This window comes from Bradyrhizobium forestalis (assembly GCF_002795245.1).
Lineage (GTDB): Bacteria > Pseudomonadota > Alphaproteobacteria > Rhizobiales > Xanthobacteraceae > Bradyrhizobium > Bradyrhizobium forestalis.
Genome location: NZ_PGVG01000041.1, coordinates 32,273 through 57,293, shown reverse-complemented (window position 1 = coordinate 57,293; position 25,021 = coordinate 32,273). Strand labels below are relative to the sequence as shown.

22 protein-coding genes and 1 pseudogene are annotated in these 25,021 nt (G+C 64.3%); 8 read left to right on the top strand and 15 right to left on the bottom strand.

Translation table 11 applies throughout. The annotated features are described in order from the left end of the window. The first annotated feature begins 203 nt into the window (after positions 1-203). Positions 204-578: a hypothetical protein gene (locus CVM73_RS32305; RefSeq protein WP_100235815.1), complete on the top strand. Its 375-nt coding sequence runs from the start codon at positions 204-206 to the stop codon at positions 576-578. A gap of 118 nt (positions 579-696) precedes the next feature. Beyond that, on the top strand, positions 697-1,401 hold the full coding sequence (locus CVM73_RS32300; RefSeq protein WP_158237637.1) for a tetratricopeptide repeat protein: 705 nt from the start codon (positions 697-699) through the stop codon (positions 1,399-1,401). A gap of 6 nt (positions 1,402-1,407) precedes the next feature. Here CVM73_RS32300 and CVM73_RS32295 read toward each other — a convergent pair. The 8 genes and pseudogenes from CVM73_RS32295 to CVM73_RS32260 form a co-directional block, all read right to left on the bottom strand. Next, a pseudogene (locus CVM73_RS32295) lies at positions 1,408-1,584 on the bottom strand (JAB domain-containing protein); the annotation flags it as partial. A gap of 222 nt (positions 1,585-1,806) precedes the next feature. Then, positions 1,807-2,709 (bottom strand): ABC transporter permease, encoded by a 903-nt coding sequence (locus CVM73_RS32290; protein ID WP_100235813.1) that lies wholly within the window; start codon positions 2,707-2,709, stop codon positions 1,807-1,809. Between the two features lie 22 nt (positions 2,710-2,731). Then, positions 2,732-3,703: an ABC transporter permease gene (locus tag CVM73_RS32285; protein WP_100235812.1), complete on the bottom strand. Its 972-nt coding sequence runs from the start codon at positions 3,701-3,703 to the stop codon at positions 2,732-2,734. A 102-nt stretch (positions 3,704-3,805) separates the two neighbouring features. Then, complete coding sequence (locus CVM73_RS32280; protein WP_158237636.1) at positions 3,806-5,419, bottom strand: ABC transporter substrate-binding protein; 1,614 nt, start codon at positions 5,417-5,419, stop codon at positions 3,806-3,808. Positions 5,420-5,509: 90 nt separating this feature from the next. Then, a complete protein-coding gene (locus CVM73_RS32275) occupies positions 5,510-6,451 on the bottom strand; it encodes an ABC transporter ATP-binding protein (RefSeq protein WP_245452496.1) in 942 nt (313 codons plus the stop codon). 152 nt (positions 6,452-6,603) lie between these two features. Then, a complete protein-coding gene (locus CVM73_RS32270; protein ID WP_245452495.1) occupies positions 6,604-7,548 on the bottom strand; it encodes an ABC transporter ATP-binding protein in 945 nt (314 codons plus the stop codon). 439 nt (positions 7,549-7,987) lie between these two features. Continuing rightward, entirely contained in the window at positions 7,988-8,701 is a 714-nt protein-coding gene (gene radC, locus CVM73_RS32265; protein WP_100235808.1) for a RadC family protein, read from the bottom strand. Positions 8,702-8,756: 55 nt separating this feature from the next. Continuing rightward, entirely contained in the window at positions 8,757-9,677 is a 921-nt protein-coding gene (locus tag CVM73_RS32260; protein ID WP_100235828.1) for a DMT family transporter, read from the bottom strand. A gap of 131 nt (positions 9,678-9,808) precedes the next feature. Here CVM73_RS32260 and CVM73_RS32255 point away from each other — a divergent pair, with 131 nt between their 5' ends. Then, positions 9,809-10,408, top strand: coding sequence for a bifunctional transcriptional activator/DNA repair enzyme AdaA (locus CVM73_RS32255; RefSeq protein ID WP_100235807.1), 600 nt, complete (start codon positions 9,809-9,811; stop codon positions 10,406-10,408). Between the two features lie 155 nt (positions 10,409-10,563). On the opposite strand, the gene map is transcribed toward CVM73_RS32255, so the two are convergent. Both map and CVM73_RS32245 read right to left on the bottom strand, forming a co-directional pair. Next, positions 10,564-11,382 carry a type I methionyl aminopeptidase gene (gene map / locus CVM73_RS32250; RefSeq protein WP_100235806.1) on the bottom strand — a complete coding sequence of 273 codons (819 nt, stop codon included), beginning with the start codon at positions 11,380-11,382 and terminating at the stop codon, positions 10,564-10,566. 122 nt (positions 11,383-11,504) lie between these two features. Then, the gene (locus CVM73_RS32245; RefSeq protein WP_100235805.1) at positions 11,505-12,821 is read right to left on the bottom strand and encodes a mechanosensitive ion channel family protein; all 1,317 of its coding nucleotides are present in this window, start codon (positions 12,819-12,821) and stop codon (positions 11,505-11,507) included. Between the two features lie 207 nt (positions 12,822-13,028). Here CVM73_RS32245 and CVM73_RS32240 point away from each other — a divergent pair, with 207 nt between their 5' ends. After that, on the top strand, positions 13,029-14,822 hold the full coding sequence (locus CVM73_RS32240) for a potassium/proton antiporter (RefSeq protein ID WP_100235804.1): 1,794 nt from the start codon (positions 13,029-13,031) through the stop codon (positions 14,820-14,822). A gap of 316 nt (positions 14,823-15,138) precedes the next feature. Further along, the gene (locus CVM73_RS32235) at positions 15,139-15,399 is read left to right on the top strand and encodes a PepSY domain-containing protein (protein WP_100235803.1); all 261 of its coding nucleotides are present in this window, start codon (positions 15,139-15,141) and stop codon (positions 15,397-15,399) included. Between the two features lie 112 nt (positions 15,400-15,511). On the opposite strand, the gene modC is transcribed toward CVM73_RS32235, so the two are convergent. The 4 genes from modC to mepA form a co-directional block, all read right to left on the bottom strand. Next, positions 15,512-16,174, bottom strand: coding sequence for a molybdenum ABC transporter ATP-binding protein (gene modC / locus CVM73_RS32230; protein WP_100235827.1), 663 nt, complete (start codon positions 16,172-16,174; stop codon positions 15,512-15,514). A 2-nt stretch (positions 16,175-16,176) separates the two neighbouring features. Further along, the gene (gene modB, locus CVM73_RS32225; RefSeq protein WP_100235802.1) at positions 16,177-16,872 is read right to left on the bottom strand and encodes a molybdate ABC transporter permease subunit; all 696 of its coding nucleotides are present in this window, start codon (positions 16,870-16,872) and stop codon (positions 16,177-16,179) included. 25 nt (positions 16,873-16,897) lie between these two features. Further along, entirely contained in the window at positions 16,898-17,683 is a 786-nt protein-coding gene (gene modA, locus CVM73_RS32220) for a molybdate ABC transporter substrate-binding protein (protein ID WP_100235801.1), read from the bottom strand. Positions 17,684-17,961: 278 nt separating this feature from the next. Beyond that, a complete protein-coding gene (mepA, locus tag CVM73_RS32215; protein WP_100235826.1) occupies positions 17,962-18,906 on the bottom strand; it encodes a penicillin-insensitive murein endopeptidase in 945 nt (314 codons plus the stop codon). A 455-nt stretch (positions 18,907-19,361) separates the two neighbouring features. Here mepA and CVM73_RS32210 point away from each other — a divergent pair, with 455 nt between their 5' ends. Together CVM73_RS32210 and CVM73_RS32205 are read left to right on the top strand one after the other, a co-directional pair. Beyond that, a complete protein-coding gene (locus CVM73_RS32210) occupies positions 19,362-21,530 on the top strand; it encodes a putative bifunctional diguanylate cyclase/phosphodiesterase (protein WP_100235800.1) in 2,169 nt (722 codons plus the stop codon). 83 nt (positions 21,531-21,613) lie between these two features. Further along, a complete protein-coding gene (locus tag CVM73_RS32205) occupies positions 21,614-22,339 on the top strand; it encodes an RDD family protein (protein WP_158237635.1) in 726 nt (241 codons plus the stop codon). Between the two features lie 54 nt (positions 22,340-22,393). Here the strand turns inward: CVM73_RS32205 and CVM73_RS32200 are convergent, their stop codons facing one another. Beyond that, complete coding sequence (locus CVM73_RS32200; protein WP_100235798.1) at positions 22,394-23,572, bottom strand: acyl-CoA dehydrogenase family protein; 1,179 nt, start codon at positions 23,570-23,572, stop codon at positions 22,394-22,396. A gap of 188 nt (positions 23,573-23,760) precedes the next feature. On the opposite strand from CVM73_RS32200, the gene CVM73_RS32195 reads away from it, so the two are divergent. Beyond that, positions 23,761-25,008, top strand: a complete 1,248-nt coding sequence (locus CVM73_RS32195) for an OpgC domain-containing protein (RefSeq protein WP_245452494.1) — start codon at positions 23,761-23,763, stop codon at positions 25,006-25,008. Positions 25,009-25,021: the final 13 nt, after the last annotated feature.

Here is a 25,021-nt window from a genome sequence, read left to right as displayed (position 1 = left end):
CCAAAGTGAACCGGCTGCCGTGATCGACGCGTGACTGCAGCGTGATCTGTCGAAAATCTGGCAGTCCGCCGATCCGGTGCATGTGAAATGGCTTACAGCGTTGGCATGAAATCATTGGTAGAATCGAGGAACGCACCGTTCAGGGAACCGGCGCCGCCGTCCATCCGTTAACAAGGCGAGACGGTCCGGCAAGGAGTTCCTGCATGGCCAAGCGCGTCCTCGCGATCGGCATCGAGCCCGGCAACGCGGACTACAGCGCATCTCCGCAGCTGACGCCGGAGCTCGTGCGCGACTACATCGAGGCGCAGCTGTTGCGCCTGCGCGATCTCGGCTTCGAGGTCACGAGCTGCCTGGTCGATCTCGATGCCACGGCCGAAGCCGGGGTCACGGCGGCCTTGCGCGACGAGCGCTTCGACTGCATCGTGATCGGCGCCGGCCTGCGCGAGCCCAGGGAGCACCTGCTGCTGTTCGAGAAGGTGCTGAACCTCGTCCATCGCCTGGCGCCGAATGCCGCGATCTGCTTCAACACCACGCCTGCCGACACGGTCGAAGCGGTGCAGCGCTGGGTGGAGCCCTGATCGGACGGGCTCGTACAGGCCAAAAACCCGCTGATTTCGGGGTTTTTCCCGAACTTCGAACTTTTCTTGCGTCTTGAGCGACCAAGACGGAATGGTTCAAACTCGATCGGGCTTTGATATGAAATTCGTTGCCCTGGCTTTCTCGTGCCTTCTATTTTTCGCGATGCCCGCCAGTGCGAATGACGCGGGCACCTTCAATGCGATGGTGACACTGGCCAATCGCGGAGATGCCGAGGCCCAATATCATGTCGGCATGATGTATAATAACGGTATCGGCACGCAGCAGGATCGCAGCCAGGCATTCGAGTGGTTTCAGAAATCGGCCGCGGCCAACGATCCGTTGGGGGCCTACAAGCTCGGTTGTTATTATGACGGGCAAGGCGCGGGCGTCGTCGCAACTGACTCGGATCAAGCGCTGAAATACAAGCTCGTTTCTGCCAAAGCGGGATATGCGCGCGCCCAGCACGACGTCGCTCTCATGTATGACCGACAAGGGAATTCAGAAGAAGCGCTGAAATGGTGGAAGCTGGCAGGCGATCAGGGACTTCCTGCCGCCCTGTTCAGCCTGTCCCGTGCGTATTCTGCAGGAAAGGGCACGCCGAGGGATCTGTCCCTGTCGTATGCCTATTTCAAACTCTCGAAGGTGGCGCCGGCCAAGAATGTCAACGAGATGGCCAGCCTGTTGTCCAAGCCGGAACTCGAGAATGCAGAAAGGCTGGTCGCTGCATGGAAGCCGCAACCGACCGCTCTGACGCTCAAGGCATTCGCCGGCATCACAGCCGCAGAAGACCACTTGAAAGCCGCCAAGAACCAGGCGTTCTGATTTGCCCTAGATCAGCCGCATCCCGCGCAGGCTTGCATGCCCGCTTCTGCCGACGATGATGTGGTCGTGCACGGCAATCCCGAGCGGTTTTGCGATGTCGATGATCGCCTTCGTCATCTGGATGTCGGCCTGCGACGGCGAGGGATCGCCTGAGGGATGGTTGTGCATGAAGCTATGGCGCCGCGCAACGTGTTGAACATGAAATCATTTCAGTCGTCTTAGTGCGAGCAGGGGACGTGGAGAGGGGACTGTATTTGGTGACTGTTTGTGATCATCACGGCGCAACACAGCAGCTCTCATACGGAGCATTTCCATCACGCGTGATCACGTGCGCACGTCGGCTATCCGCCTCAAGAGCGGACATTCTACATACGTCATCCGAGGTCGGAGAAGGGCTTCGGCGGCTTATCGGGACCGCAGCTTGGGATCGAACTCGTCCCGGACCGCATCGCCGAACAGGCTGAAGCCGAACACCGCGAGACTGATGGCGATGCCCGGAAAGATCGCTATCCAGGGCGCGCTTTCGGCGTATTCCTCGGCGCCGCCTTGAAGCATCAGCCCCCATGCCGGCGTCGGCTCCTGAACTCCGAGACCAAGATAGGAAAGCGATGCTTCGAGCAGGATCGCCTGACCTACAAAGGCGGTGATCATAATGAGAAACGGTGCCATGACATTCGGAATCATGTGCCGCAGGATGATGCGGGCATGGCTGAAGCCGTTGGCGCGGGCGGCGTCGATGTAGGGAAGCTCGCGGATCGCCAGCGCACTCGAACGGACGACGCGGGCGCAGCGCGGGATGAACGGTATGGTGATCGCGATGATCACGTTCTGAGCCCCGGTTCCGAAGATCGCGATCACGGCGAGCGCCAGGATTATCAGCGGGAACGCCATGAATATATCGAGGATGCGCTGGAAGATCAGATCGATCTTGCCGCCGAAGTAGGCGCTGGCGACCCCGAGCACAAGGCCGAAGGCGGCGCCAACGAACGACGACGCAAATCCGACGAGCAGGGCAGTGCGCGCGCCGTAGACGATGCGCGAGAACACGTCGCGTCCGTATTGATCCGTGCCGAGCCAGTTCTCCAAGCCCGGCGGCTCGTGCATGCGGTCGAACGCGTTGGCGACCGGGTTGTAAGGGGCGATGAAATCCGCGAGCACCGCAACCAGCACCATGACGATGATGACCACGCCGCCGGCGGCACCCAACGGATTGCGGCGTGCGAACCGGCCAACGGCGGAAAGCCTGCTCCGCAGCTTCGGCTTGTCCGCCAGCTCGACTTTCGTCCCGAGGTTAGCAGCGAGAGTCATGCGCAGCCTCTGATTCCAGCCATCATTTGTACCGAATCCGCGGGTCGAGCCACGCGTAGATGATGTCCACCACAAAGTTGGTCACGACGAATATTGTCGCCACCAGCATGACCAGCGCCTGGGTCATCGTGTAGTCGTGATTGGTCACGGAAGCGACAAACAGCCTGCCGAGCCCGTTGAGGTTGAACACCTGCTCGGTGACCACGAGGCCGCCCATCAGGAACGCGAATTCAATGCCGATGATCGTGACCACCGGCAGCAGCGCGTTTCCGAGCGCATGTCGCCGGATGATGAGTTTCTGGACGAGCCCCTTGGCGCGCGCCGTTCGGACGTAGTCCTCGCGCAGCACTTCGAGCAGCGCCGACCGGGTCATACGTGTCGCAACAGCGGAGTAACGGTAGCCGGTTGCGAGCGCCGGAAAGATGGTCATGCTCAGGTTGTACAGCGGGTCGACCCAGATCGGCACATACTTGATCGGCGGCATCCACGGACTTCCGAACAGCGCCTTGCTTGTGATCAGCAGGCCGAGGATGATCAGCACGCCGAGCCAGAAGGAGGGCATCGCGATACCGGCGATGCTGAAGCCGCGCACCACGTAGTCGATCCAGGTGTTCTGCTTGACGGCCGAGATCGTGCCGAGCGGAATGGCGAGAATGATCGCGGTGAGCGTGGCCATGATCGCGATCTGCAGCGACAGTTCGAAGCGGAGCCCGACCTCTTCCAGGATCGGGCGTCCGGTCCACATCGACTTGCCGAAGTCGAACCGGACGAAGTCCCAGATGAAGGTCAGGAACTGCACGGCATAGGAGCGATCAAGGCCGAGCTCGGCGCGGCAGAGAGTGATTGCCTTGGGATCGACGTAGCCGGCTCCACCCGTCATGCGCAGCACACAGACGTCGCCCGGCACCAGCCGCAGCAGGAGGAAGACGAGCAGCGCTGCGCCGAGTAGCGTCGGAACCATCAACAGGAGTCGCTTGAGAATGTACTGGTACACTGTTGCACCACTCTTGCCCGCGCTCGCTGCCGTTTCCCGTCCACTGCCTTGCTGTGGCAGGGGACCTGGAAACGGCTGCCGTCGCCAACCGCCGTCGGGCGGCTACTTGTCGAGCCACACGTTGGCGAGGTCCTGATTAAGGTAATGGCTGGGACTGACCTTCCATCCCTTCAAGTAGGACCGGTGTGGGATAATGCGATTCCACCACAGTGTGACGAACGAATGCGCCTGCTCATCGAGCACACGCTTCTCGAACTGCCGCATCAGCTTGCGCTGCTCGGCCGTGTCGGAAGTGCGGTTCATCGCCTCGAAGATCTTGTCGAGGTCGCGATCGGTGTACCCGCCATAGCTCTCGTTGCCGATGTCCTCCGACAGGAACTTGCCGATGTCGAGCAGCGGGTTGACGACCGACTGGCAGTTGAAGTCCACCGTCACGTCGAAATCCTGCGACCTGAGCCGCGCGTAGAACGGACCGGTCGGCTCCATCTTCTGCTCGACTGTCACGCCGATCTGCCGCCACTGGTCGATGAGCCACGTGCCGACGATTGTGTAGGGCTGATCGACGGCGCGGTTCCACAACACAAACTTCAGGTCCGGGACCCCGGCTTCCTGCAGCAGCCGCTTGGCCTCAGCACGCGACTTGTTGATGTCCGGCCAATAGCCGGGAAGCTGCTCGAGTTCTACTTTCGTCGCCGCCAGCGGGTGACCCGGGAACGCGACACCGCCCACTGCCTTGACGATGGCGATGCGCGAAAGGCTCTCTGAACCGCCCCAGCGGTCGACCCCCAGCGTGAGCGCCCGGCGAACGCGGACATCATCGAACGGCTTCTTCCTGTGGTTGGGGGTGAACAGGAGCACGCAGTTCCAGTCGCTCTCCTGGACCGTGACGTCCTTGCCGAGCGCGGCGACGAGATCGTCGCGGCTCTTTGGCGGGAAGCCGCGGAACTCGATTGCGGCCCGGTCGCCGCGGATCGCCTGCACGCGCACCGCCTGCTTGTTGGAGAAGATCGCCTCGAAGCCGTCGAGATAAGGCAGTCCGGCAACATGGTAATCCTTGTTGCGCTCGCCGCGCACGTAGGCACCGGCCTCTCGCCCTACGAACTTGAAGGGCCCCGAGCCCATGACATTCTTCTCGTACCAGCGGATGTCCTCGGCGAGCTTTGCCTTCGAGTAGATGAAGTTATAGGGCGTCGCCAGCGCCGGGATGAAGGCGCCCGATGGATACTTGAGCTTGAACACGACGGTGTGGTCGTCCGGCGCCTCCACGCTGTCGACCATGACGAAAAAGGCGACGCGTGCGCTGGTCGTGCCCTCCGGCGGGAAGATGATCTTCCTGAACGACGCGACGATGTCGTGCGCCGTCAATGGCGTTCCATCGTGGAATTTCACGCCCGGCTTGATCTTGAACGTGTAGGTCTTGCCCCCGTCGGCCGGAGTCGGCATTTCCGTGCACAGGTCGCACACGAAGTCCGTGGGTGAGGACGGATTGTCGGGGTTGACCTTGATGAGCACGCTGTAGAACGGCGCAAAAGGATGGATTAGCGCGAACGTCGTCTCGCGGTGACCGTCCCAGCTCGGCGGCTCGTCCGGTACCACAAAATTCAGTGTCCCGCCCTGTTTCGGCGCAGCCTGAACCGGGGGTCCGGCGAAGCCGATCGCGATGGCCGCTCCGACCGCCGCGATCGGCACGGGTCTGAGATATCTCGACAGTTTCATGATCTCTCCTCCTCTGAAACGCATTCTCCCTGTTTTCGAAGCACCGAGGGTCTTACGCCCTCAGGCCTGGTCGCCCTTCTGACGGGGCCTTCAAATGACGGAGCAAGCCACCCAATGGCCGGGTCGCAGTTCCCGAAACTCCGGGACGGTCTTCGCACAGTTCTCGACGGCAAGCGGGCAGCGCGGATGAAACACGCATCCGCTCGGCGGATTCATCGGGCTCGGCACTTCGCCTTTGACGATACGATAGGAGCGCACCTTCTCCATGTCAGGGTCCGGCACCGGCACGGCCGCGAGAAGCGCCTGAGTATAGGGGTGCAGAGGATTGCCGTACAACTCGTCGCATTCCGCCAGCTCGACGATCTTGCCGAGATACATGACGGCAACGCGATGGCACAGGTGCCGAACGACGCTGAGATCGTGCGCGATGAACAGGTAGGTCAGTCCGAACTGATCCCGCAGATCCTCCAGCAGATTGATGATCTGCGCCTGAATCGACACATCCAGGGCCGAGATCGCCTCGTCGCAGATGATGAATTCCGGACGCACCGACAGGGCGCGTGCGATGCCGACGCGCTGGCGCTGGCCTCCGCTCATTTCGTGGGGATAGCGATCGGCAAACCTGGGGTCGAGGCCGCACATGTTGAGCAGTTCCATGACCCGCGCATCGCGCGCTGCCTTGTTCGGCTCGGTACGGTGCACCTTCATCGGCTCGGAAATGATCTCCCCGATCTTCATGCGCGGATTGAGGGAGCTGTAAGGATCCTGGAAGATGACCTGGATCTTCCGCCGGAGTGCCCGCATCGACTTGTCATCGAGGTCGACCAGATTCTTGCCGTCGAACAGGATCTCGCCTCCGGTCGGATGATCGAGCCGCAGGATGCATCGGCCTGTTGTGGTCTTGCCGCAACCCGACTCGCCGACCAGTCCGAGCGTCTCACCCTTGCGAATGGTGAAGCTGATTCCGTCGACAGCTCTCACGTGAGCTGCCACCTTGTTGAAAAGAGCGCCCTCTGTCACCGGAAAGTGCATTTTCAGGTTGCGAACCGTAACCAGATCCGGCGCAAGCGCGAAGCGCCGTTCCGACTGACGCCTCTGCTCGAGCGCTGTGTCCGGGACGAGCGTCGATACCTGCATCGCCGCCTCGGCGCTCTGGCCTGCCGCACCGGTTGATTCCATGTTGGTCATGATGACCTCGTCAGCGATCCGGCTACGTTGGCTGCCTCCCAGCACGCCGCGACATGATCGCCGCCATCGACCGGCTCCAATTCCGGCGACTGGTCTGCACAGCGCGCAACCGCAAAGCCGCAGCGCGGATGGAACGAGCAGCCGGCGCCGAGACGCGAAAGGTCGGGCGGCTGTCCCTGCACCGGGTCGAGCCGAGCCCGGCGCGGCCGATCCAAGCGCGGCACCGATCGCAGCAGCGCCAGCGTGTAGGGATGGCGGGGACAGTGATAGATGTCGTGCGCGGTACCACTCTCGATGATCCTGCCCGCGTACATGACATTGACCCTGTCGGCATAGCGCGCGACGATGCCAAGGTTGTGGGTGATGATGATCAACGCCACGCCCAGACGCTGCGTCAGATCCTTCATGAGCTCGAGAATCTGCGCCTGAACCGTCACGTCGAGCGCAGTCGTCGGCTCGTCGGCGATGATCAGCTTGGGTTCGCAGCACAGGGCCATGGCGATCATGACCCGCTGACGCATCCCGCCGCTGAAGTGGTGTGGGTACTGCTTCAGCCGGCGCGCGGGATCGGAAATCCCGACCATGCTCAACAGCTCGATTGCACGCGCGACCGCCTGGTCCCGCGTCATATCGAGATGCTGCTCCATGGTCTCGGTGAGCTGCCGCCCGATCGTCAGGACCGGATTGAGCGAGGTCATCGGCTCCTGAAACACCATGGCAATGTCCCTGCCGCGGACCCCTCGGATTTCCTCGTCGCTCAGCTTGAGAAGGTCTCTGTCCTGGAAGCGAATGCTGCCGCCAATGATGCGCCCGGGCGGATCGGCGACCAGCCGCAGGATCGAGAGCGCGCTGACGGACTTGCCGCATCCCGATTCACCCACGACGGCGATCGTCTCGCCCTGATTGACATCAAAGCTGATGCCGTCGACGGCCTTGACCACACCGGCTGCCGAGAAGAAGTAGGTTTGCAGACTGTCGATCTCGAGAAGCCTGGACACAGCGCGCTACTCGCCCGTCAGCTCACAGGCGGCCTTTCAGCCGCTTAGCCGGATCTGCCTCCAATTACGTCTTGATTCTCCTGAGTCTTTTGGCCGCGAGTCAAACCCAATCTCGGCGTTGTGACAATTTGGACCAATGCCTTGGATGCTTCGGCCCGGCTGACGGACCGGATGCCAGCCATCCGGCAGCCGTCGGCGCATGTCCTCGGCCTGTTGGCGTTCTACGGCTGTGCATTGTGTGCAGTTGCGAACGACCAATTCGAGCAGCCGGTCGTGCAAGGTGCGGTCGAAGCCTTGCACGCACCGCTCGACCGTCGGGTCGATCTCGTCGCTACCGCAGGCGGCCTAGGCATTAGGGACAACGTAAGGTCCATCCGGCCACTCAGATCAACCGCATCCCCTTCAGGCTCGCATTTCCATTCTTGCCCACAATGATGTGGTCGTGCACGGCAATCCCGAGCGGTTTTGCGATGTCGATGATCGCCTTCGTCATCTGGATGTCGGCCTGTGACGGCGAGGGATCGCCTGAGGGATGGTTGTGCACCAGGATCAGGGCGGTCGCAGACAGTTCGAGCGCGCGCTTGATCACCTCGCGCGGGTAGACCGGGGTGTGGTCGACGGTGCCGGTCTGCTGCACCTCGTCGGCGATCAGCTGGTTGCGCTTGTCGAGGAAGAGCAGGCGGAACTGCTCCTTGTCGGCAAACGCCATGCTGGTGCGGCAATAGTCGATCACCTCGTTCCAGGACGACAGCGCGTTGCGGCCGTTGACCCCGCCCTTGGCGACGCGATGCGCCGCCGCGGCAATCAGCTTGAGCTGGTTGATCGCGGATTCGCCGACCCCGTCGACCTCGCGTAAGCGCGCCACCGGCGCGTGAACGACCTCGGCGAACGAGCCGAACGTCTTGATCAGCGTCTTTGCCAGAGGTTTCGTGTCGCGCCGCGGCAGCGCCGGAAACAGCGCCATCTCGAGCAGCTCGTAGTCGCTGAGCGCATCCGCGCCCGCGCTGTAGAAGCGCTCGCGCAGCCGCTCGCGATGGCCGAGATAGTGCGGCGTGTCCTCAGGCTTGCTCTTGTCGTGGTCTGGCTTGGCGGGCATGGGCCGCCAGCATTGCCTTGTCGACGGAATTTTTCAACCGGCAATTGCACTACTCTCATGGCTTCCGCATGGGAGCGGTTACCGCCATGACGCCGATGACGATGAGCATCATACCGGCCAGCATCGACCATGTGAAGCTCTCGCCAAGGAGCGTGGTCCCAAGCGCCACGGCGAAGCCGGCGCGCAGGTAGCTGCCGCTCGTCGTGCCGAGCGGGCCAAGCGTATGGATCAGGCGGAAATAGATCACCATGGCGAGCGCGGTGCAGACGATCGCCAGGCCGAGCACCGCCGTGATCGCCTGCATCGTCGGCGCCCGTGTCCAGGGCCGATCGAGGACAGCGGCGATGGGCAGCATCAGGGCCGCGGCGCAGCTCATCGCGCCGGCCGCCGTGACGATCGCGGGAAGGCCCGCGAACCGCTGCCCCCAGATCGGCGCGAGCGCGTAGCAGAAGCTCGCGGCCAGCACGGCAGCCTGCGCCAGCGGCACGGCGGTGCCGAACCCCGAGCGCGCGTCAACCCGCATCGTCAGGGCGACGCCCGCCAAGCCCAGCGCAACGCCGATGATCTTGCGGCCGCTGATCGCCTCTCGCCCGCGTCCGGCCGACACCGCGATCGCAAGCACGAACATCGGCGGGGTCGCATTGAGTACGCCGGCGAGACCGCTTGTGATATGGGCCTCGCCCCAACTGATCAGGGTGAAGGGCAGCGCGCTTTGCAGCAGCCCTTGCACGACGAAAGCCGCCCACACCGGCCCCTGGCGCGGCAGGGCGTGTCCCTGCGCGAGAGCGGTCAGGACCAAGAGAACAGCCGCGATCGTCACCCGCGCCGCGACCATCGTGAAGGGCGGGATTGTCGGAAGCGCGACCTTGATGAGCGTGAACGAGCTGCCCCAGATCACGGAGAGAAGCAGCAGGAGCCCGATCTCGAACGCGAGACGGGTTTGCCCTGATGTTGTCTGTTGCGCCTGTGTGCTCATGCGATCTGCTCCGGGATCCATCGACACCATGATCCGGAGCGGCGATGCAGGCTGGCTGAATTCGGACCTCATCGCCCGGTCGAGTCCGATTTCAGCTACTCGGCGGGGCGCCTTGAAATTATGATTTCGCCATGACGACAGGCTCGGCGCATCGGCAAACGCTGCCACCGCATCTCGATTGGGAAACCTGCGATCGGGCGCGCCTCGCGCGGGCGCGCGCTTTCGATGGCCTGTTCTTCTCCGGCGTTCGCTCGACGCGCATCTATTGCCGGCCGGTTTGTCCGGTGCGTCCGGCCCGCTCTGAGAACGTCACCTTCTATGCGACCGCGGCGGCCGCCGAGCGGGCCGGCTTTCGCCCGTGCCTGCGCTGCCGGCCGGAAGCTGCGCCGGGCTCTCCAGCCTGGATGGGAACGGCGACCACGGTTGCGCGCGGCATGCGGTTGATCCACGACGGCTTTCTGGATCGGGCGTCCATGACGGATCTTGCGGACGCGCTTGGCGTCGGGCCGCGCCATCTCCTGCGTCTATTCATGCGCCATGCCGGGGCGAGCCCCAGCGAGATCGCGGCGACGCGGCGCGTGCAGGAAGCCAAGAGGCTTATCGACCAGACGGATATGAATTTGGCGGAGATTGCGTTTGCGGCCGGCTTCGGCAGCGTGCGCCGTTTTAACGACGCGTTTGCTGCGACCTACAAAAGGCCGCCATCGTCATTCCGCCGCCGGCGAGGGTGACATGAGAACGGCTCTCTCATCCGTCATTCCGGGGCGCGCCCATTTGGGCGCGAGCCCGGAATCCATTTACCTCCAAGGTATGCCGTACGATGGATTCCGGGCTTGCGACTTCGTCGCACCCCGGAATGACGACGGAGATGGCGCGGTGCCGGCAATCACCCGATCTGCTTCTCGCCGTGCCGCTCCGACAGCGTGAAAATCTCCACGCCCGTCGCGGTGACGCCGACGGAGTGCTCGAACTGCGCCGACAGCGAGCGGTCGCGGGTCACGGCGGTCCAGCCGTCGGAGAGGATCTTCACATGCGGCTTGCCGAGATTGATCATCGGCTCGATGGTGAAGAACATGCCGGGTTTGAGCTGCACGCCCTCGCCGGGCCGGCCGATATGGATGATGTTCGGCTCGTCGTGGAACATGCGCCCGAGGCCATGGCCGCAGAAATCGCGCACCACGCTCATGCCCTGCGGCTCGACAAAGCTCTGGATGGCGTGGCCGATGTCGCCGGTGGTGGCGCCGGGCTTCACCGCGGCGATGCCGCGCATCATCGCTTCATAGGTGACTTCGATCAGCCGCTCGGCCTTGCGCGCGATCGGGCCGATCGCATACATCCGGCTGGAATCGCCATACCAGCCGTCGACGATGAAGGTGACGTCGATGTTGACGATGTCGCCTTCCTTCAGCGGACGGTCGCCGGGCATGCCGTGGCAGACCACGTGGTTGAGCGAGGTGCAGGTCGAGTAGCGATAGCCGCGATACATCAGCGTTGCCGGATAGGCACCGTTGCTGAAGGCGAAGTCGCGGACGAACTCGTCGATGCGCGAGGTCGGCACGCCAGGCCCGACGATGTCAGTGAGCTCGTCGAGGCATTTCGCCACCAGCGCACCTGCCTTGCGCATGCCGGCAAAGGCGCTCGGCCCATGCAGCTTGATCTGTCCGGTCTTGCGCAGGGAGGTATCGGTGGCTTCGACGTAGCTCATGCGTGTCAAATCTTCTCGGGGCTGATCTCGGTATCGGCGGAAAGGCTTGATTTCACGCCCTAATTTAATGATTGGCGGCCTTCATGCAAGCCGAGGGTGGCAGCCTTGGGGGCGAAAGCGGCCTAATTCGGGACTTCTACGGTGGTTTCCACCGGCAGGGCGCCGCCGCGGATGCGGATTTCACGGACGGGGTAGGGAACCCGGATGCCCTCGCGCTTGAACGCCTCCCACAGCGCCAGCATCACGTCGCTCTTGACCTTGTCCATGCCGTCGGGGTCGGCGATCCAGAAGGTCAGCGAGAACTTCATCCCGGCCTCCGCGAACTCGGTCAGGATGCAGGTCGGCGGCTTGCCCTTCTGCGCGCGCGGATGGGCGGCAGCGATCTCGGCGGCGAGCGTGCAGACCAGCTTCGGATCGGCGTCGTAATTAGTGCCGAAGGCGATCTTCACCAGCGTGTTCTTGTCGGTATAGGTCCAGTTGACGACCTTCTGCGTCACCAGATCCTCGTTCGGCACCAGGAATTCGCGGCCGTCGCCGGCGGCGACGGAAATATAGCGCGTCTTCATCGCGCTGATGCGACCGGTATTGTCGCCGATGGTGACGAGGTCGCCGGGCTTCACCGATTTGTCGGCGAGCAGGATGATGCCCGAGATGAAGTTGGCCACGATCTTCTGCAGGCCGATACCGATGCCGACGCCGACCGCGCCGGAGAACACCGCGAGCGCCGACAGGTCGATCCCGACGGCGCCGAGCGCAATGACAATTGCGACGGCAAGAAGCCCGATGCGGATGATCTTGACCAGCAGCACCTGCACCGACGGCGTCAGGTCCGTCGTCGAGTTGATCCGGCTCTCGGCGAAATTGCTGGCGATGTTGGTGGCCCATAGCGCGATGAGAAGCAGCGCGCCGGCCTTGAGCGCCAGCAGCGGGGTCAGTCGCAACCCGCCGAGCACGATCGCGAAGGAATCCAGCAGGTCGACCGTCGCATCGAGCTGGCCGACGATGGAGAGCGCGGCGACGAACCAGGCCGTGATCGACACCAGCTTGACGATGAAGGCGTTGCGCAGCACCGAGGTCACGAGCCGGATCACGAGCCAGGCGAAGCCCAGCTTGGCTGCGACCATCAGGAGATAGCTGCGGCTCGGCCAGGTCGCGTGGTACATCACCACGCGCGAGATGATCACGAGCAGCGTGAACACCGCCGTCGAGGCGCTGGAGACCATCACCCGGACGAAATGCCGGAGCGGCAGCGGCCAGCGCATCGCCAGCGATGTCATGTCGACACGGCTGCGAATGGCGGCCTCTGCGGCATAGGCGATGCCGGCCGCGGTCAGGATGAGACCGAATTGCAGGTAGAACCAGGGTGAGGAGATTTCCGCCCCGACGCTGCGTGCGGTCGTCTGCACGAACTCCATGAAGTCTTTGAGGTCCATGTCCATCGGTCTCGTCGGAAAAGCGGGGAGGAATTGATTCGAGGGCGCCGCAGAATCCCACAAAGGGCGTACGCAGGCCATCGATACACCGGTAAGTGAAGCGCGTTAAGGCCGTAAAATGCGGGCGGATTGCCGCGAGGAGCGAAAATGGGTTGGCGCGCAGAGGCTGCGACGATAAGGATGAAATTCTAGCTATTTGTACCCGGAAGGTGGATGGCCTCCCTCGATTCCGTCAGTCTCGCCATATTGCTTGGCGCCGTCCTCGTCATGGCCGGCATCCTCTCGAGCTTGCTCGCGCTGCGCTTCGGGGCGCCCCTGCTGCTCGTCTTCCTTGCGATCGGCATGCTCGCCGGCGATTCCGGCCCCGGGCAGCTCCAGTTCGACGACGTCCGCACCACCTATCTGGTCGGCTCGGTCGCGCTCGCCTTGATCCTGTTCGACGGCGGCTTGCGCACGCGCTTTGCCAGCATCCGCACCGTGCTCGCGCCCTCCGTGGTGCTCGCGACCGTCGGCGTGCTGCTGACCGCGGTGGTCACGGCGCCGTTCGCGAAATACGCGCTCGACCTCAACTGGGCGGAATCGCTGCTGGTCGGCGCCGTGGTGGCCTCGACCGACGCGGCCGCCGTATTCCTGCTGGTGCACACCCAGGGCCTGCGCCTGCGCCCGCGCGTCGGCGCGACGTTGGAGGCGGAATCCGGCACCAACGATCCCTTCGCGATCTTCCTCACGCTGATGCTGGTGGAATACATCTCGGTCGGCTCGAGCTCGCCCGGCCATGTGCTGATGGAGTTCGTCCTCGAGGCGGCGCTCGGCGCCATCGTCGGTGTCATCGGCGGGCGCCTCGTCGTGATCGCCCTCAACCAGGTGGCGCTGCCGCAGGGCCTGCATGCACCGTTCGTGACCACGGGTGCGCTCGTGATCTTCGGCGGCTCGCAGATCATGCACGCCTCCGGCTTCCTCGCGGTCTATCTCGCCGGCATCATCATCGGCAACCGGCCGACGCGCGCGCATAATTCGGTGGTGACGTTCCTCGATGCCGCGACCTGGCTGGCGCAGATCGTGATGTTCGTGCTGCTCGGTCTTTTGGTCTCGCCGAGCCGGCTCGGCACCAGTGTGTTGCCGGCGGTTGCCGTCGCGCTCGTGCTGATGCTGGTGGCGCGGCCGCTCGCGGTGTTCGTGTGCCTTTCACCGTTCCGTTTCAACTGGCGCGAGAAGATCTTCATCGCCTGGACCGGGCTGCGCGGTGCGGTCGCGATCTTCCTGGCCTCGATCCCGATGCTGGTCGGGCTGTCCAAGGCCTATCTCTATTTCGACGTCGCCTTCGTCGTCGTCATCATCTCGCTGCTGCTGCAAGGCTGGACCCTGGCGCCGGCCGCGCGCAGGCTGCATGTGGCACTGCCGCGTGCCGAGCGCGGCCCGCGCCGCGTCGAATTGGATCTGCCCGGCCAGCTCGAGCAGCAGCTGGTCGGCTATCCGGTGCGGCCCAAGAGCCTGTATTTCCGTCGCGGCCTGATCCCGTCCTGGTCCAAGCCGACGCTCGTCATCCGCAACGAGAACATCCTGACGCCGACGGAAGCCGACCCGGTCGCGCCGGGCGACTACATCTACCTGCTGGCCCCGCCGGAAAAGGCCGAGTCGCTCGACCGCTTCTTCGTCGACATGCAGCCGAGCGCGGCGTCCGATCCGCATCTGCTCGGCGACTTCATGGTCTCCGGCGAGCACACGCTCGCCGAGCTCGCCGAGATCTACGGCGTGAAGGTGAGCGAGGACGAGAGCAAGCTCACGCTCGCCGATTATTTCGACGTGAATCTCGACCGCGCGCCGAAGGAAGGCGCTGAGCTGCCGCTGGACGAGATCGTGCTTGTCGCGCGCTCGATCTCCGGCGGCCGCGTCAATGTCGTCGGTCTCCGCCTGCCCGAAGAAGATGAGACGCCCGCGCCGCTGACGCGCCGGCAGGCGTTGCGAAAGAAGCTCGCGGATCTGTGGACGCAGGTGGCGGGGGTCTGACGCTGCCGTAGCTGCCGTAGGGTGGGCAAAGGCGCCCTTGCGCCGTGCCCACCAACAGGAAAAGACGGTGGGCACGGCGCGCGAAGAGCGCGCCTTTGCCCACCCTACGAAGGTCGTCGCGGGGATACTGGCAAACTCTCGCGTCCGGGCAACCGTATGCCGCCGCAATCATGGCGGAACCTCTCGCCAGACAACCGCCACCAAATCGCCGCAACCGCCGAAGATTTGCGCGGCTTCGTGGCCTCCGCATCCGGAACGCTCCACGGCGTCGCTCGTTCTTCGCGTGACGGTCAATGTCTTTGACAGGAGCAGTTCCATGCGAAGTTTCATTCTGCCTGCCATCGTCGCGATCGGTCTCGGATCGGCTGCGCCGGCGATGGCCTATGACACCGGCGACCAGATCTCGATGCAGGCCGCGCTCGACGTCGCCACCGATCTCGGCGTCGTGACGGTCTCGCACACGAATTTCCTCGGCGACGAATGGGAGGTCGACGGACGCGACCGGGCCGGCCGCTGGATGGAGGTCTATGTCGACGCGAGGACCGGCGAAGTGCGCAACGTCGAGCGCGGCTGGTAGCTCCGAATATTGAGCCGCGTAGCCCGGATGGAGCGCAGCGCAATCCGGGAAACCTGTTGCTGCAGCGACACTGTCCCGGATTACGCTTCGCTCCATCCGGGCTACTGCCCTGCTACGTCAGCACCTTCACTCCGCCGAACGACGTCACCCGGCCCTGCTTCAGCATCACGATCTGCGTCGCGAGCTGGCGCAGCTCGGCGGCATCATGGCTGACATAGACCATGGGTACGTTGGCTTCGTCCCGCAGCCGCACCAGATAGGGCAGGATCTCGAGCTTGCGGCCCTCGTCGAGCGCGCCGAGCGGCTCGTCGAGCAGCAGCAGGCGCGGCTTCGACAACAGCGCGCGTCCGAGTGCGACGCGCTGGCGCTCGCCGCCGGAGAGTTTTCCGGGGCGGCGGCCGAGCAGGGCACCGATGTCGAGCAGGTCGATGATGCGCCGGTGCTGGACAGGATCGGACGGCAGGCGGTTCATCTGCCGTCCGTAATCGAGATTCTGCGCGACGTTGAGATGCGGGAACAGCCGCGCGTCCTGGAACACATAGCCGATGCGGCGGCGCCAGGCCGGGACATGGATGCCGGCCGCGGTGTCGTCGACGGTTTCGCCATCGATCACGATGGTGCCGCGGTCGGGCCGCAACAGCCCTGCGATCATGTTGATCAGCGAGGTCTTGCCGGCGCCCGACGCGCCGAACAGGCCGATCACGCGGCCTTCGCTGCTGAAGGACGCGTGCAGCGAGAATTCGCCAAGCTGCTTTTCGATGTCGACGCGCAGCATGGTCAGTTCCCATGCAGCCGCGCGGTGGCGCGGCGGGCGAACCACTCGGCGGCAATCAAGGCGCCCAGCGCCAGCCCGATCGAGACGATCACCAGCCGGCCCGCCGCGGCATCGCCGTCGGGCGTCTGGATCAGCGAATAGATCGCCGATGAAATCGTCTGGGTCTCGCCGGGAATGTTGGAGACGAAGGTGATGGTGGCGCCGAACTCGCCGATCGCCTTGGCGAAGCCCAGCACCATGCCGGCGAGCACGCCGGGCAGCGCGAGCGGCAGCGTCACCGTGAAGAACACTTTCCACGGCGCCGCGCCAAGCGTCTCGGCCGCCTGCTCGAGCCGGCGGTCGATCGCCTCGATCGACAGCCGCATCGGCCGCACCAGCAGCGGAAACGCCATCACGCCGCAGGCAAGCGCAGCCCCGGTCCAGCGGAATGAGAAGACGATGCCGAGATGATCGGCCAGGAATCCGCCAACGAGGCCGCGGCGGCCAAAGGTCAGCAAGAGCAGATAGCCGGTGACGACAGGCGGCAGCACCAGCGGCAGATGCACCAGCGCGTCGAGAAACGACTTGCCCCAGAAATCACGCCGCGCGAGCAGCCACGCCAGCGCGATGCCGAATGGCGTTGCCACCAGCGTTGCAATGACGGCGACCCTGAGCGAGAGCAGGATCGCCGTCCATTCAGCGGGAGAGATGTCGAACATCAAGGCGTAATATCAGGTCGCAAAATCAGGTTGTGGGACTGACCAGAAACTTGAAGCCGTATTTTTCCAGAATGGTCTTGGCGGCGGTAGAACGCAGGAAGGCGAGATAGTCGCTGGTCCCATCCTTCGCGGTCGTGGTCGCCGCGACGGGATAGATGATTGCGGGATGCGAATCCGCCGGGAAGGTGCCGACGATCTTGACGCCGGGCTCGACCCTGGCGTCAGTGGAATAGACGATGCCGAGCACGGCCTCGCCGCGTGCCACCAGCGTCAGCGCGGCGCGCACGCTCTCGGCCATGGCAAATTTCGGCTCGGCGGTCTGCCAGGCGCCGAGCTTTTCCAGCGCCGCCTTGGCGTACTTGCCGACTGGCACCGACTTGACGTCGCCGGTCGCGATCCTGCCGTCACCGGCGAGCTTGGCGAGATCGAAGCCTTGCGCGATCGTCACGTTGTCGATCCTGGAATCCTTCGGCGCAATCAGCACGATGCTGTTGCCGAGCAGGTTGACTCTGGAAGGCTCGTTGATGGTCTTCCTGGAGATCGCGTAGTCCATCCAGTCGGTGTCGGCCGAGACGAACACGTCGGCCGGCGCGCCCTGCTCGATCTGCCTGGCGAGCACCGAGCTTGCGGCATAGCTGACGCTGAACTTGACGCCGGTCCTGGCGGTGTAGGCGGCGTCGATCTCGTCCAGCGCGTTCTTCATCGAGGCGGCGGCGAACACGGTGATGGTCTTGTCCTCGGCAGCTGCAGGCGAAAAGCTCGCGCTTGCGAGAATGACGAAGGCGGCGAAAAGTCCGGTCATGCGAAACATGGGATGCGCTCCGTGCGAGCTCGCGCGCACAGGGAGCACGCGCAAATCTGGCGTTGGGTGGGTATGGTGCGACGGGCGGACGCGCTGTTCCACGTGGCCTTGCGACGGCTTACGACCGGCAGGGATATCGCAATTGCGAAGATAGCAGGCCCCGGCTTTAGGTCAAACGAGTTCGTCATCCTGACAAGCGCGCAGCACTCACCGCCGTCGTCCCCGATCGGCGCGCTTGGGGCGCGCTTGTCCGGGACGACAGCTGAGGGTGTAGCGCCGGCGGCGCATTACGGCTTCGCATCACCAGCATGCAGCACCGCCTTGCAGGCCGCCGGCATCTGCGCGAGCGTCATCGGCGGCTTCGGCTTTGGCGGCTCCGGCGGCGGCTTGGGGTGCAGCACTGCGTCGGAGAACCAGTAGGCGAGATCGGCGGGTTTGCAGCCTTCGTCCTCGGGCTGCGACGGCTGGCCTTCGCATTCGTCGGCGCCCGGCGGACAACGCATGCGGATGTGGAAGTGGTAGTCGTGGCCCCACCACGGCCGGATCTTGGATAGCCATGCGCGATCGCCCTTGGCCTCGCGGCACAACGCCTTCTTGATCGCGGCGTTGACGAAGATGCGCTGCACGGCGGGCTCCCGCGCCGCATCGCGCAGCACCAGCACATGGCCGGGTGTGAACACCCTGGGGTCGACGTCGAGCCGGTCCGGGCGCACCATCATCACCGCCGACATGTCCTCGCGCTCCTCGCGCGAAAGCCGGCGGTCCGGCATCGGCGTCAGCCAGATGTCGGCGTCGAGCCCGATCTGGTGGCTGGCATGGCCTGACAGCGCCGGCCCGCCGCGCGGCTGGGCGATGTCGCCGACCAGGATGCCGGGCCATCCCGCGTCCTTGTGCGCCTTCGCCGCGAGCCGTCTGATCAGCGCGATCATCTCGGGATGACCGTAGCTGCGGTTGCGCGACAGGCGCATCACCTGCCAATGGTCGCCGTTGATCGGAATCTGCTCCGCGCCGCCGATGCAGCCCTTGGTGTAGGAGCCGATGACATGGGCCGGCCCCTTCGAGGGCAGCAGCTTGCGCGCGAACAGCTCCTTGGCGGCAAGATCGGGATCGTTCGGATTGGCGAGCGGCGGCAGCGGCTTCGGGTTGATGCTGCCCTTGTCCTGGGCCAGCGCGCTGCCGGCGGTCAGGAGAGCGAGCGAAAGCAGGAGGAGGGTGATGCAGCGGCGACTCATGCTGACGTTGTTATAGCCCAATGCTGGATCAGGGTTAACAATGACGCTGTCGAACTGAGCACAGCTCACCGCGGACGAGCTCGCCCAAATTGCGTCTCAAGCTGCCGTTTCTTAACGGTGCAATAACCTTATCCTGCATTGACCAAAATTCGTGCGCGGAGTGAGGAAAATCCGCAGCTCGCATGCAATCGCGCCCGATTTCGGAACTGATTCAAGCGCGCGCGCAATTTTGCGCCAGATCGATCATGGATTGCGACGCAGGACGCGGTTTGACGGCGCCTGCCGCCGCAGCCGCGCCGCGCAAACAGGCAGCAAGCTCCGCCTCGCGCGGGCCGCGGCCGGGCAAGATTACTTTTTTTTCAGACACTTGCCCCAACACTTGCGGCCGCTGGGCGCGACTGGGACGAGTGAAGTTGAGTTTGGGGTCTCGAAGAACAAAAAAGCGAAAGCAAAGCGTGCTTGCCCGCGCCGGCCAGAAGGCGCGCAAGCCGCGCTTCGCGCGTGCGCCGCGTGTCCTTTCCGAACGCGACGAAGTCCTGCGCAGCCGTGCCGAGGCGGAAGCCGCCATCGCGGAAGCGCGCAAATCCCATGAGCGCCTGCGCCAGGCGATCGACATCCTGCCGCAGGGCATCGTGTTTCTCGATGCCGAAGGTCGCTACGTCCTCTGGAACAGGAAATACGCCGAGATCTACAGCAAGACCGCCGATCTGTTCGAGGAAGGCGCGCGTCTCGAAGACACGCTGCGAATCGGGGTCGCCCGCGGCGACTATCCCGAGGCGATCGGCAACGAGGACGCGTGGATCGCCGAGCGTCTGCAAAAGCTCTATCAGCCCGGCGCGCGCCACGAGCAGAAGCTGTCGGACGGCCGCGTCATCCTGATCGACGAGCGGCTGACCGATGACGGCGGCGTCGTCGGCCTGCGCGTCGACATCACCGAGTTGAAGCAGCGCGAGGCCTCGTTCCGCCTGCTGTTCGACGGCAATCCCGTGCCCATGATCGTCTGCGCGCTGGACGACGAGCACATCATCGGCGTCAACGACGCCGCCGTCGCGCATTACGGCTACAGCCGGGCCGAGTTCGAGCGACTGAAGATCCGCTCCTTGCAGGCCTTCGACAGCGAGCCGCCCTGGACCGCCGATCGCTCCAGCGAGGAACGGGCCGGCCGCACCTGGAAGCATGTCAAGGCCGACGGCGCGCTGATCGACCTTGCGATCTATTCCCGCGAGTTGACCTATGCCGAGCGGCCCGCGGTGCTGCTCGCGCTGATGGACATCACCGAGCGCAAGCGCGCCGAGGCGCGGCTCGCCTTCATGGCCCAGCATGACGGGCTGACCGGCCTGCCCAATCGCAGCCTGTTGCGGCAGCAGATGGACGAGATGCTGCTGCACACGCGGCGCAGCACCGACAAGGTCGCGCTGCTGATGCTGGGGCTCGACAATTTCAAGTCGGTCAACGACACGCTGGGCCATGCGGTCGGCGACAAGCTGCTGCGCGGCGTCGCCAAGCGGCTGCGCTCCACCTTGCGCGAGGAGGACGCGCTGGCGCGGCTCAACTCCGATGAATTTGCCATCGTGCAGAGCGGCCTGACGCGGCCCGAAGACGCCGTGTTGCTCGCAAAACGCCTGCTGGAAGCCATTTCCGATCCTTATCTGCTCGACGGCCATTCCGTGGTGATCGGCGCTTCCATCGGCATCGCGATGGCGCCCGGCGACGGCGACGATTCCGAAAAGCTGCTCAAGAGCGCCGACATGGCGCTGTCGCGCGCCAAGGCCGATTCGCGCGGCACCTTTGCGTTCTTCGAAGCCGCGCTCGATGCAAAAGCGCAGAGCCGCCGCAAGATCGAGGTCGAGCTGCGCGACGCGATCCAGAACGACGTGCTGCGTCCCTATTACCAGCCGCTGATCGACCTCCAGAGCGGTCGCATCACCGGCTTCGAGGCGCTGGTGCGCTGGCCGCATGCCGAGCGCGGCATGGTCTCGCCGGCCGAGTTCATTCCGGTCGCGGAAGACACCGGCCTGATCAATCCGCTCGGCGGGCTGATGCTGCGCCGGGCCTGCCTCGATGCCGCGGCCTGGCCCGACGATGTCCGCGTCGCCGTCAACCTCTCGCCGCTCCAGTTCCGCAGCGGCAATCTGCTCTCGATGGTGACGGACGCGCTGAAGCATTCCGGCCTGCCGCCGCGCCGGCTCGAGCTCGAGATCACCGAGACGCTGCTCTTGGAGAAGAGCGCGCAGGTGCTGGCGACGCTGCACGCGCTGCGCGCCCTCGGGGTGCGCATCTCCATGGACGATTTCGGCACCGGCTATTCCAGCCTCAGCTACTTACGCAGCTTTCCCTTCGACAAGATCAAGATCGACCAGTCCTTCGTGCGCGATTTAGCCGCCAACCGCGAGGCCCAGGCGATCATCCGCTCGATCGTCAGCCTCGGCAAAGGCCTTGGCGTCACCATCACCGCCGAAGGCGTCGAGACCGAAGCCGAGCTGAGCTGTCTCCGCGCCGAGGGCTGCCATGAGGGCCAGGGCTTCCTGTTCAGCAAGGCCCGGCCGAATGCCGAGATCATCAGCCTGCTCACCGCGCAGCGCGGCATCGATGGCGACGACGAGGACGCTGCGCTGGTGGCGTGAGGCCGCAGTCTGGTATGGTCGAACTGTGAACCACCTGCCGGCGTCTCATAGGTGGATCTCGTGAACGGATGCGGCTTCCCCCCATGACCTCCGACGCGGCTCCTCTACCGCTCCCCGGACCGCGCTACGCGCGCTTTTCGCGGCGGCTCAAAGCCATCCTGCTCGACTGGATGCTGGCGATGGCCCTGCTGTTCGGCGCCCTGACGGTGGCGAGCAACACGCAGAGCGACACCCTGGCCCGAACCCTCGGCGTGTCGGTCGTGGTGATTCTGCTGCTTTACGAGCCGATGCTGGTCTGGCGCACCGGCGGCACGCTCGGGCACTTCTGGACCAATCTGCGCGTGGTCGATGACCGCGGCGGAAATCTGAGCTTCGCAAAGGCGTTGGCTCGCTTCGCCATCAAGAGCGTGCTGGGCTGGTACTCCTTCCTGGCCATGACCGCCACCCGCCGCAACCAGGCGGTTCACGATCTCCTGACCCATTCCACCGTGCAGATACGCAACCCGGCCAAGGCCCATCCGGGACAATTCGTGACCGAACGAAGCGCGGACGACCCGGCGATGCCGTCGCGATGGCGGCGCGCGCTCGTGACGGCGGCCTATCTCGTGCTCGGCGTCCTGTTCTATTTCGGCGTGCTCGCGGCCCTGCTTCGGGTTGGCCTGTTGTCCCGCGCGTGCCTCAATCGTGACATGTGCTCGGGAGGCGACCGCATCGTCGACTTCACCACGGCCGTTGCCTTCCTCTTGATGATTGCCGTCATCATCGGCATGGGCTGGCGAGGCCGGCTGCCCGGCGCGCGCAAGGCGTAGACGGCGATGACGCCGCGCTGGTGGCAAGGAGAGGTTGAGCGCGCGTGTGCCCGATCAACCTGCTCCCAAATCACTCGGCGTTAGACTCCCCGCCAAAATTGCCTTCCCCACATCCTCGTAATGCGTATCGCGCGCCTGGATCTGCTGGGCTATGGCATGCATGTCGCGAAATCGTCGCTCGAACGGGTTGCTGCGGAATACCGCCGTCGCACCGGCCATGTGATAAGCCGTGTCGACCACCCTCGCCGATTGATGGATGGTCCAGGTCGCAGCCAGGCGGACCGCGCTGCGATGCGCCGCGCTGAATTCGCCTGTTACGCAGAGGTCGCGCCACATCGCATGCGCGGTCGCATAGAGATAGGCGCGCGCGGCGCGCAAATCGCCCTCGGTGCGGCCGATCAGTCCCTGAACCGCCGCATTGTCGCGCATCGCGCCGACGGCGAGCGACTGGTGCTTTCCACGCGCCAGCGCGATCGCGGCATCCAGCGTGGCGCGCGCCACGCCCAGCGAGACCGCGGCAAAGCCGAGGCTGAAGGCCACGCCGGTGCCGATCTTGTAGAGCGGACCCTTCTCGCGCAGCGCGGACGGCACGTCGCGAAACGCCGTGAAGCGCTCGGCGATGAAGAGGTCGTTCACCTCGTAGGAATCCGTGCCGGTGCCGGCGAGCCCGATCGCCTGCCACACGTCGTGCAGCGTCGCGTTCGCCACCGGAAACAGGATGGTGCGCACCTCCGGCGATCCGTCGGCATTCTTGCATGGCACTCCGTCGGCATCGACGATGCGGACATGCGCCCCCAGCCAGCTCGCCTGGCGTGAGCCCGAGGCAAAGTCCCAGCGCGCGGTGACGCGATAGCCGCCGTCGACCGCGCGCGCCTCATGCGCCACCGCGCCCCAGGCGAGGATGCCGGGCGCGGTGTTGAAGATCCCATGCGCGGTGTCGTGATCGAGCCAGGCCGCGATCATCGCGCAGACGCTGCACTGGCCGAGACACCAGGCGGTAGACGCATCCGCCTTGGCGATTTCCTCCAGCATCTGCATGAAGGTTTCCGGCGGAGCTTGCGCGCCGCCGAGGCTTTGCGGCAATAGTGCCCGATAAAGCCCGTTCTCGATCAGCGCAGAGACGACGCCCGGCGTCAGCCGCCGCGTCCGCTCGATCTCGTCGGCCTCGCGTGCAATCAATGGGGCGATCGCTCGCGCCCGCTCGACCAGACCAAATCCGGGAAGCTCGGACATCCGCGCCGTCTCGCTCCTTCTGCCGTGAGCGGTAGAGGCGCGATGTTGGTCCATTTGGCTGATGGGATCAAGGTCGATGGCGTGCTCGCGCCCAATATGGGCATGATGCCGATGATGCAGGGGCGGATGGGTGCCATGCCGACGCAAGGCAAGTGAGGACTCCGACGAGACCTTGATGTGAATCAACCATGATGGCGACCGCGCCGCTAGGCTCTCGATGGCCGCAGGAGCGCGCCATGACGGTGCGTCGAGAGCGCGCGCATGCGGGGAGGCGCACCAATCAGGAAAGGCAGCGCGCAGGCGTGAAACCGATTGCGACCATATCGCCAGCCTTGATGAAGCGCGATCTTCGGATCGACCTCTTTCGGGGCCTTTCCCTGTGGTGGATCTATATCAATCACATCCCGGAAAGCTATCTGAACAGGTTCACGCCCAAGAATTTCGGCTTCAGCGATGCGGCAGAGATTCTCGTATTCCTGTCGGGCCTTGCGTCCGGCTGCGTCTACGGCGAACTCTTGCGTCGATCCGGCTTTGCGGTCGCGAGCTCGCGCATGTTGCGGCGCTCGTTCGAGATCTATATCGCGCAAATTCTGACTGTCGTCCTGTTGCTGGCGGAAGTGTCCTACATCGCGGCGTGGCAGCCCGGCATGTTCGATCACGCCAACCTGGCCATCCTGCTGCAACAGCCTGCGGAAACGCTGCTTCAGGTGGCGTTGTTGCGATATGCTCCGGTCAATCTGGACCCTCTGCTGTTGATGGTCATACTCCACTTCGCGCTCATCCTTATCGTGCCGTTGACGATCAGCGCCTGGCCGCTGGCCCTGACCGGATCCGTCGCTCTCTATGTTCTCGCCCATCTGTTTGACTGGTACATCCCGGCCTATCCGAGGGGACAGCTCTATTTCAATCCGCTGAACTGGCAGTTGCTGTTCGTGATCGGCATCTGGTGGGGGGCAAACCGCGGCGATTGGCAACTGGCCATTCTCAATTCCCGGGCTCTTGCTGTTCTCGCGGCGGGCTACGTGCTGTTCTCGTTCGTGATCACCTTGGGCTGGCAGATCCACGCCATCGAGGACTACGTGCCGGGATGGGTGTCGCGGCTGATCTACCCGGTCGACAAGACCAATCTCGACATCTTGCGATTGTTGCATTTTGCCGCGCTCGCGCTGCTCTGCTGGCGCCTTCTTCCAAGCAATGCCAACATCCTGAAAGCCAGAGCACTGTGGCCGCTGATACGATGCGGCGAATATTCGCTCGCGATCTATTGCGCCAGTGTCTTGCTGTCATTTGCCGCTCATGCGCTGCTCAGCATCGGCTGGAACAGCCTGGCATCGCAGACGCTGCTCACTTTCGTGGGCCTGGGCCTGATGAGCGCCCTGGCGATATGGCTCGCCGCAATCGATCGCGGCGCGTTTCCCGATCTCCGGCCCTTGTAATTTGAACATGAAT